Consider the following 7,371-nt stretch of genomic DNA (forward strand, 5'->3'; position numbering starts at 1 on the left):
GAATTTATCGCTACATGACAGGTTTGTAAATAGTAGTGACGTATCATGTATGGCCGCCGGCGGCAGCGGCGGGAACGTACGGCATGAAAGGCGCGACGACGGCCGACCCGTCCGGGTGCGTCCCGGCGTCGTGCGTTCTCCATCGCTGTAACCCTGCTCACCGTGAGGGTAACGCAGAGGCTCCGGTAGGGTTGAAATCCGTGCGCTCGGGTAAGTTGTACGTGGTGAAATAGACCGAATTTTTCACAACCAAGCCGACCCACAGGGAGACGCCCGCGCATGTCCAAGATTATCTACACCCACACCGACGAAGCGCCGATGCTGGCTACCTATTCGTTCCTGCCCATCATCGAGGCGTTCGCCTCGACAGCAGGTGTGGAGGTGGAGACCCGCGACATTTCGCTCGCCGGCCGCATCATCGCCGTCTTCGGTGACTACCTGACCCCCGAGCAGCAGATCGGTGACGCCCTTGCTGAACTCGGTGAGCTGGCGAAGACGCCGGAAGCCAACATCATCAAGCTGCCCAACATCAGCGCCTCCATCCCGCAGCTGAAGGCAGCCATTGCCGAGCTGCAGGGCCAGGGCTACGCCCTCCCGGACTACCCGGACAACCCGTCCTCGGACGAGGAAACGGCCATCCGCTCGCGCTACGACAAGATCAAGGGCTCTGCCGTGAACCCGGTCCTGCGCGAAGGCAACTCGGACCGCCGGGCACCGCTATCCGTCAAGAACTACGCCCGCCAGAACCCGCACTCCATGGGCGCCTGGACCCCGGATTCCAAAACCAACGTGGCCACCATGGGCCAGGATGACTTCCGCTCCAACGAGAAGTCGGTTGTCATCGAGTCCGAGGGCACCATCGCCATCCAGCTGGTGCGCGAAGACGGCTCCGTGAAGGTCCTGAAGAAGGCATTCCCGGTCCTGGCCGGCGAGGTCATCGACGGGACCGTGATGCGCGCCGCCGCCCTGGACGAGTTCCTGAAGGCACAGGTTGCGCGCGCCAAGGAAGAGGGCGTGCTGTTCTCCGCGCACCTCAAGGCCACCATGATGAAGGTCTCGGACCCCATCATCTTCGGCCACGTGGTCAAGGCCTACTTCTCCGAGCTCTTTGAGACCTACGGCAAGCAGCTCGCCGCCGCCGGCATCAGCCCCAACAACGGCCTCGCCGCCATCCTGAGCAGCCTCGAGGACCTTCCCGAGGACGTCCGCGACGGCGTGCAGGCCCTCATCAAGAAGGGCCTCGAAGAAGGCCCCGCCTTGGCCATGGTGGACTCGGACAAGGGCATCACCACCCTGAACGTCCCCAGCGACGTCATCGTGGACGCCTCCATGCCCGCCATGATCCGCAGCTCCGGCCACATGTGGGGCCCGGACGGCAAGGAAGCCGACACCCTGGCCGTGCTCCCGGACAGCTCCTACGCCGGCATCTACCAGGTGGTCATCGACGACTGCCGCGCCAACGGCGCCTACGACCCCACCACCATGGGAACCGTCCCCAACGTGGGCCTTATGGCACAGGCCGCCGAGGAATACGGCAGCCACGACAAGACTTTCGAAATCCAGGAAGCCGGAACCGTCCAGATCGTTGACGGTTCCGGGAACGTCCTGATTGAGCACCAGGTTTCCGAAGGCGACATCTGGCGCGCCTGCCAGACCAAGGACCTGCCCATCCGTGACTGGGTCAAGCTGGCCGTCACCCGTGCCCGCGCTTCCCAGACCCCGGCCGTGTTCTGGCTGGACGAGGAACGCGCCCACGACGCCAACCTCATCGCCAAGGTCAACGAGTACCTCAAGGAGCACGACACCGAGGGCCTGGACATCCAGATCATGTCCCCGGTCAAGGCCATCGCCTTCACCCTGGAGCGCATCCGCAAGGGCGAGGACACCATCTCGGTGTCCGGCAACGTCCTGCGCGACTACCTCACGGACCTGTTCCCCATCCTGGAACTGGGCACCAGCGCCAAGATGCTGTCCGTGGTTCCGCTGATGAACGGCGGCGGACTCTTCGAAACCGGCGCCGGCGGCTCCGCCCCGAAGCACGTCCAGCAGCTGCTCAAGGAAAACCACCTGCGCTGGGACAGCCTCGGTGAGTTCCTGGCACTGGCCGTCAGCTTCGAACACCTTGCCACCACCACGGACAACAAGCGCGCCCAGGTCCTGGCCGACACCCTGGACCGCGCCACAGGCACGTTCCTGCTGGAGAACAAGTCCCCGAGCCGCCGGGCGGGCGAGCTGGACAACCGCGGCAGCCACTACTTCCTGGCCCGCTACTGGGCCGAGGAACTGGCCAAGCAGGCGGACGACGCCGACCTGGCCGCCGCATTCAGCTCCGTCGCCGGAGAGCTTTCCTCCCAGGAACAGACAATCGTGGGCGAGCTGGCCGAGGTCCAGGGCTCGCCGGTGGACATCGGCGGCTACTACCACCCGGACGAGGCCAAGGCTTCGGCCGTGATGCGTCCGTCTGCCACGCTGAACAAGGTCATCGCGACCCTCAGCTAGGTGGCGCGCGCTGCTGCGGCAGCCGGGCATTAAAAGAGGCGGTGTGCCGGTAACCCGGCGCACCGCCTCTTTTGTCGCGTCTTCAGGAACGGGCAGCGGGCGCTTCGGCTGCCAGCGGGCCGCCGTCGTGCTGTTGTGGAGTGCCTTCCTCGTGTTCCCGGGCGCCCTGAAGCGTGACGCCAATGCCGGCCGCCACCACCAGGGCTATGCCCAGGACGGCGCTGAGACCCGGGGCCTGCCCGAGGACCACGAATCCAATCACGACGGCGATGGCCGGTTCCAGGCTCATCAGCGTCCCGAAAGCCGAGGCTTTCAGGCGGCGCAGGGCCAGCAGCTCCAGGCTGAAGGGGATCACCGGCATCAGGAGGGCAAGCCCGGCACCAACGAGCAGCAGCTGCCAGTCCAGGTGCGCGACGACCGCCGGGCCCACGAAGACGGTGGTTGCCACTGCCGCGACGGGCATGGAGACCGCCAATGCCTGGAGGCCGCTCACCGCGTTACCGGCGCGCTGGGTCAGCAGAATGTAGGCGGCCCAACAGGCTGCCGCGCCAAGCGCCAGGAGAATCCCGGCAGGATCGGTGCCGCCATGCCACGGCTCAGTCAACGCTGCCACCCCGGCGGCTGCCGCCAGCGCCCACCATCGCCCCGACCGCCGTCCCCGGATGACCGCGACAGACAGCGGCCCCAGAAACTCCAAGGCGCTTGCCGTGCCCAAGGGGATCCGCATGGCCGCTGCCATAAACATCAAGGTCATGCCCGCCGTGGTCAGGCCGAGCAGGGCGCAGGTGACCAGGCCGGACCGGGTGAACCGGTGCCGCCACGGACGTGTGAAGGCGACCAGGATGACGGCGGCCCAGGCCAGACGCAGCCACGAAACGCCTTCGGGACCCAGCCGGTCCGCGAGCCCCACGGAGGCGGCAAGGCCGAGTTGTACGCAGCACATTGCGCCGCCGGCCATTGCAGTTCCGGAGCGCACACCGTTGAAGTGTTGAGGTGAAAAGGGCATGGGGCCAGTAGACCGCACGCAAAACGTCTGCGTCCACGTGATAATTCTTCACATATCGTCCGCAAATTATGGACAATGGCTGTATGGAGACGCGTCGGTTGGAAGTCCTGCTCGAACTGGCCCGGCAGGGCTCCATGCGGAACGTGGCAGACTCGCTGGGCACGACGACGTCGACCGTCTCCCAGCAGATTGCAGCGCTCGCGCGGGAAGCCGGCACCGCGCTGCTGGAACCTGCAGGCCGGCGCGTGCGCCTCACCCCCGCAGGCCGGCGCCTCGCCGATCACGCGGTGACCATCCTGGCGGCGGTGGATGCGGCGACCGCCGGGCTCGACCCGGGTGCCGAGCCCGCGGGAACAGTCCGGGTTGCCGGCTTCGTCACTGCTGTCCGTAAGATCCTGATGCCCATCGTCGGGGAGCTCGCCGTTACGCACCCCGGCGTCAAACTGGAAGTCCGGGAGCATGAACCTGCAGAAGCCCTTGCCCTGCTTGCTGCTGATTCCGTGGATCTGGCGTTGACGTACGATTACAACCTTGCCCCGGACAGCGCCGGCGCCGCCTTCGATTCCGTCCACTTGTGGAGCACACCCTGGAGCCTGGGCGTCCCAGAGGCCGCCGCGCCGGTTGCCGGGAGCGCTTTCGAAGTCCTCTCGGCCTTCCGGGACCGGGACTGGATCGGCAATTCACGGAACAAGGCGGACGAGGATGTCCTCCGGCTGCTCGCATCGATGGGGGACTTTGAGCCGCGGGTGAGGCATCAGGCCGACAGCCTTGAGCTGGTTGAAGACCTCATCCTGGCCGGGATGGGCGTGGGCCTGCTGCCTGCCGACCGGGAACCGCGGGCCGGCGTGGCCCTTGTTCCGTTGAATGGTCCGGATGTCCGGGTGCGCGCCTACGCCCGTACCCGGCGGGGCAACAGCACCTGGCCCGCCCTCGCCGCCGTCCTGAACCAGATCACCGGGAAAGCCGCGGCGCTGCCGGGCGCCGCGGCCGCCCACGGAAAAGCCTGAACCGGTCCTCGTGGCAGCGCCAAGGATATCCTCGGCGTCAGCCGTTTCCCTTTCCCTTGCCCTCGTTGTCCTTTTTGCCGGTGCTGGCTTCGGGCGCAGGAGCCGGTGCCGGTGCCGGAGTTTCGACGGCGGGCGATGGGGTCTCGGCGGCCTGTGTTTCCGTGGCGATCCGCTCCTCTTCGGCCGCCTTGTCCGCTGCAGCCTTCCCGGCGGCCGCGATGGCGTCATTAAGGTCTGCCCGGACGGCCGTGGCGATTGTGGTGATGTTCCGGCGCCGTTCTTCTGAAATCCGGCCTCCGGCCTGCGCCGCTTCCAGCTCAGCCTCGAGCCCTTCGAGTGCCTTCAGCGCGGCGGCAGGATTGTTCTGCGACGAAGCCTGGGTCACTTCCAGCACGCGGGCCTGCAGCTGCCGTGCGGCGGCACGCTGCAGCCCCGTATCAGCTGCGCCGCAGCCGCTCAGAAGTCCGGCCGCCAGCAGGACCGCGGAAAATCCCAGCACGGACCGGCGTCCGCGTGCGAAAGGAAAGCTCACGGCTCCACGCTCTTCTGGAGTTCCTCCAGATGCTCGCCGAGGATCCCGGTCACCGTGGGATAAGGTACGACGTCGGGTGTGGACTGAGTGGACAAAGTCAACATCACTGCCGCTACAGCGGCCACAATCACCACAAGGCCAAGGATGGCGGCCAGCCAGAACCGCTTGGTCCTGGGCTTAATGCCTTTCGCGCGGTCCCGGTTCAGGGCGTCCATTGGGCGGGCCGGCCCGTGGTCCCCGGCACCGGACGCACCGAGCTCTGCGGCCTCCCGAATCTCCTCCATCGATTCCTCGGCGGTAATGGAGGGAGGGCGGAACGGCATGGCAGGCAGTACCCGCGTGGTTTCGGGCGCAATCTCCCCGGGCGTCGACGCGGGCGAAACCAGCGCCTGCCGCAGGGCAGTTTCGATGTCCGCCGCAGCCGGCCGTTCAAGCGGTTCTATGGCGGTCATCGAGCGGATGAGGTCAGCCCATTCTGATGGCAGGTCCTCGGGAATTTCCGGTGCGCGGTGAAGCCGTGCCACAGCAGACTCCACCGCACCGCCCGGATACTCCACGGTGCCCTTGATGCATTCGAGCAGCACCAGGCCCAGCGAGTAGATGTCCGTCGACGGTGCCAGGGGCTGGCCCAGCGCCTGCTCGGGACTGAGGTAGGCGGCGGTGCCCACCATGGTTCCCGTGGCGGTCAGCCGGGTTGAATCAACGATCCGTGCGATGCCGAAGTCGGTCAGTTTTGGCCGCAGGGGTTCACCGGGACGGATCTGGACCAGCAGTATGTTGCCCGGCTTGATGTCCCGGTGGATGATGCCGAGCCCGTGGACGTAGGCCAGTGCATCGGCGATGCCCGCGCCGATGACGGCCAGCTCCTCAAGGGGAACCGTACTGTGCCGGATCCGGCCCCTGAGGTCCTGGCCCTCCACAAGCTCCATGGTCAGGAACGGGCGCGGTTCGTCCGGTATCCGCGTATCGATCCCGGCGTCGAAAAGTGTCACCAGTCCCGGGTGGTTCAGCGTGGCAAGCAGCTGGATTTCTGCTTCCTGCCGTTTCAGTTCGTCGGCGTCGGGGGCCTGCGGTGCAAAGAGTTTAAGTGCTACGTCCCGGCCCAGATTTTCATCCCGGGCACAGTAAACCGAGGACATGCCGCCGCGGCCAATAACCGCACCCAACCGGTAACGTCCGCCAACCACTTCATTCTTGATGGAGCTAGGCGATTCCGCCACCATGACCCGTTCCTCCCGGTGCGCTGCGGCACTCTAGTACGTCAAATTATACGGGCGGGTTGGTTGAACCGGGGATAAGGCCCGGCATCCGGCGGGCGCACCGATGGCCCGGCGGCGAAAGACGAGCCTTTCGCTGCCGGACCCTCGGTCACAAGGACATGTGTGCTGATGACATGTCGTGTAAGGTCTTGGGTTTTGTCCTATTCAACCTCCTTTCCCTCAGCCTGCCGGTGCTGCCGCTTCAGGCGCATGGCCAGGCGCTGTCAGAGCGTTCGGCGTCAGGACACTTTCCGCTTACGGGACAGGAGGAGTCCTGCCACCAGGAGCAACAGGGCGAGGGGAAGCAGTGAGGCGTCCACGCCCGTCTTGGCCAAGGCGGTGGCGCCGCCCTGGGCCGGGGTGCTGCGCGGGTTGGTGCTGCCCGCGGCGGCGTCAACGGCAATGGCGCCGCCAACTGCTGTGGAGCCGGCAGCAGGTGCTGCAGAGAAACCGCCGGTGCCTGAAGTGCTGGCATCCGTTCCGTTGCCTGTGCCCGTGTCCGTGCCCGTTCCCGTGCCGGGGGTGCTGGTCCCGGGATCTACGGTTCCGGTTCCTCCGGTATTCCCGCCGTTATTTCCGCCGGTGCCGGGGCCAGCCGTGCCCGGGTTCTCAGTTCCCGGGGTGCTGCTGCCACCCAGTCCAAGATCAACGCCGAGCCCAACTACGGCATCCAGTCCGCCGGTGGTTCCGGTGTTGCCGTTGCCGAGGTCGACGACGGCATTCACCACGGTGTCGAGGCCACCGCTGGTGCCCTCAGTGCTGTTGCCGCCGAGGCCCAGGTCTACGGCTGCGTCAATGGCGGCGGCGAGCCCGCCGGTGGTGCCGTTGGTGCCGGTGCCGAGGCCGAGGACGGCATCCGCAGCGACGGTCAGGTCGGTTGCGGCCGCATCGGTGCCGGTGTTGCCGGTGCCAAGGTTGACGACGGCTGCTGCGGCGAGGTCCGCCGCGGCGTTGCCGGTTTCGGTGACTGTTCCGAGGCCTAGGGATGCGTCGGCGGCGAGGGCCGCGTCTGCGGTGGTTGAGCCGGCCGTTGCGGTGTTTCCGAGTCCCAGGCTTGCGTCTGCGGCG

5 protein-coding genes and 1 pseudogene are annotated in these 7,371 nt (G+C 66.6%); 2 read left to right on the top strand and 4 right to left on the bottom strand.

Annotated features, from left to right (window positions below):
* The first annotated feature begins 279 nt into the window (after positions 1–279).
* Positions 280–2,499, top strand: a complete 2,220-nt coding sequence (locus tag Q9R30_RS18200; protein WP_311218469.1) for an NADP-dependent isocitrate dehydrogenase — start codon at positions 280–282, stop codon at positions 2,497–2,499.
* Positions 2,500–2,581: 82 nt separating this feature from the next.
* Here Q9R30_RS18200 and Q9R30_RS18205 read toward each other — a convergent pair whose 3' ends face one another.
* Entirely contained in the window at positions 2,582–3,505 is a 924-nt protein-coding gene (locus Q9R30_RS18205) for a DMT family transporter (RefSeq protein WP_234005532.1), read from the bottom strand.
* Between the two features lie 83 nt (positions 3,506–3,588).
* Here Q9R30_RS18205 and Q9R30_RS18210 point away from each other — a divergent pair, with 83 nt between their 5' ends.
* Positions 3,589–4,512: a LysR family transcriptional regulator gene (locus tag Q9R30_RS18210; RefSeq protein WP_311218470.1), complete on the top strand. Its 924-nt coding sequence runs from the start codon at positions 3,589–3,591 to the stop codon at positions 4,510–4,512.
* A gap of 37 nt (positions 4,513–4,549) precedes the next feature.
* On the opposite strand, the gene Q9R30_RS18215 is transcribed toward Q9R30_RS18210, so the two are convergent.
* The 3 genes and pseudogenes from Q9R30_RS18215 to Q9R30_RS18225 form a co-directional block, all read right to left on the bottom strand.
* Positions 4,550–5,044, bottom strand: coding sequence for an FIMAH domain-containing protein (locus tag Q9R30_RS18215; protein ID WP_311218471.1), 495 nt, complete (start codon positions 5,042–5,044; stop codon positions 4,550–4,552).
* Complete coding sequence (locus Q9R30_RS18220; RefSeq protein ID WP_104997153.1) at positions 5,041–6,267, bottom strand: serine/threonine-protein kinase; 1,227 nt, start codon at positions 6,265–6,267, stop codon at positions 5,041–5,043. Before Q9R30_RS18220 ends, Q9R30_RS18215 begins: the two co-directional genes overlap by 4 nt.
* Positions 6,268–6,542: 275 nt before the next feature.
* Positions 6,543–7,371 (bottom strand): annotated as a pseudogene (locus Q9R30_RS18225) (hypothetical protein); the annotation flags it as partial.

The sequence above is a fragment of the Arthrobacter sp. AB6 genome, assembly GCF_031844545.1.
Taxonomy (GTDB): Bacteria; Actinomycetota; Actinomycetes; order Actinomycetales; family Micrococcaceae; genus Arthrobacter.

Excerpts from the sequence above, each read along its gene's own strand:
- Q9R30_RS18210 (WP_311218470.1), top strand. The coding sequence starts at position 3,589 with ATGGAGACGCGTCGGTTGGAAGTCCTGCTCGAACTGGCCCGGCAGGGC.
- Q9R30_RS18205 (WP_234005532.1), bottom strand. The coding sequence starts at position 3,505 with ATGCCCTTTTCACCTCAACACTTCAACGGTGTGCGCTCCGGAACTGCA.
- Q9R30_RS18200 (WP_311218469.1), top strand. The coding sequence starts at position 280 with ATGTCCAAGATTATCTACACCCACACCGACGAAGCGCCGATGCTGGCT.
- Q9R30_RS18220 (WP_104997153.1), bottom strand. The coding sequence starts at position 6,267 with ATGGTGGCGGAATCGCCTAGCTCCATCAAGAATGAAGTGGTTGGCGGA.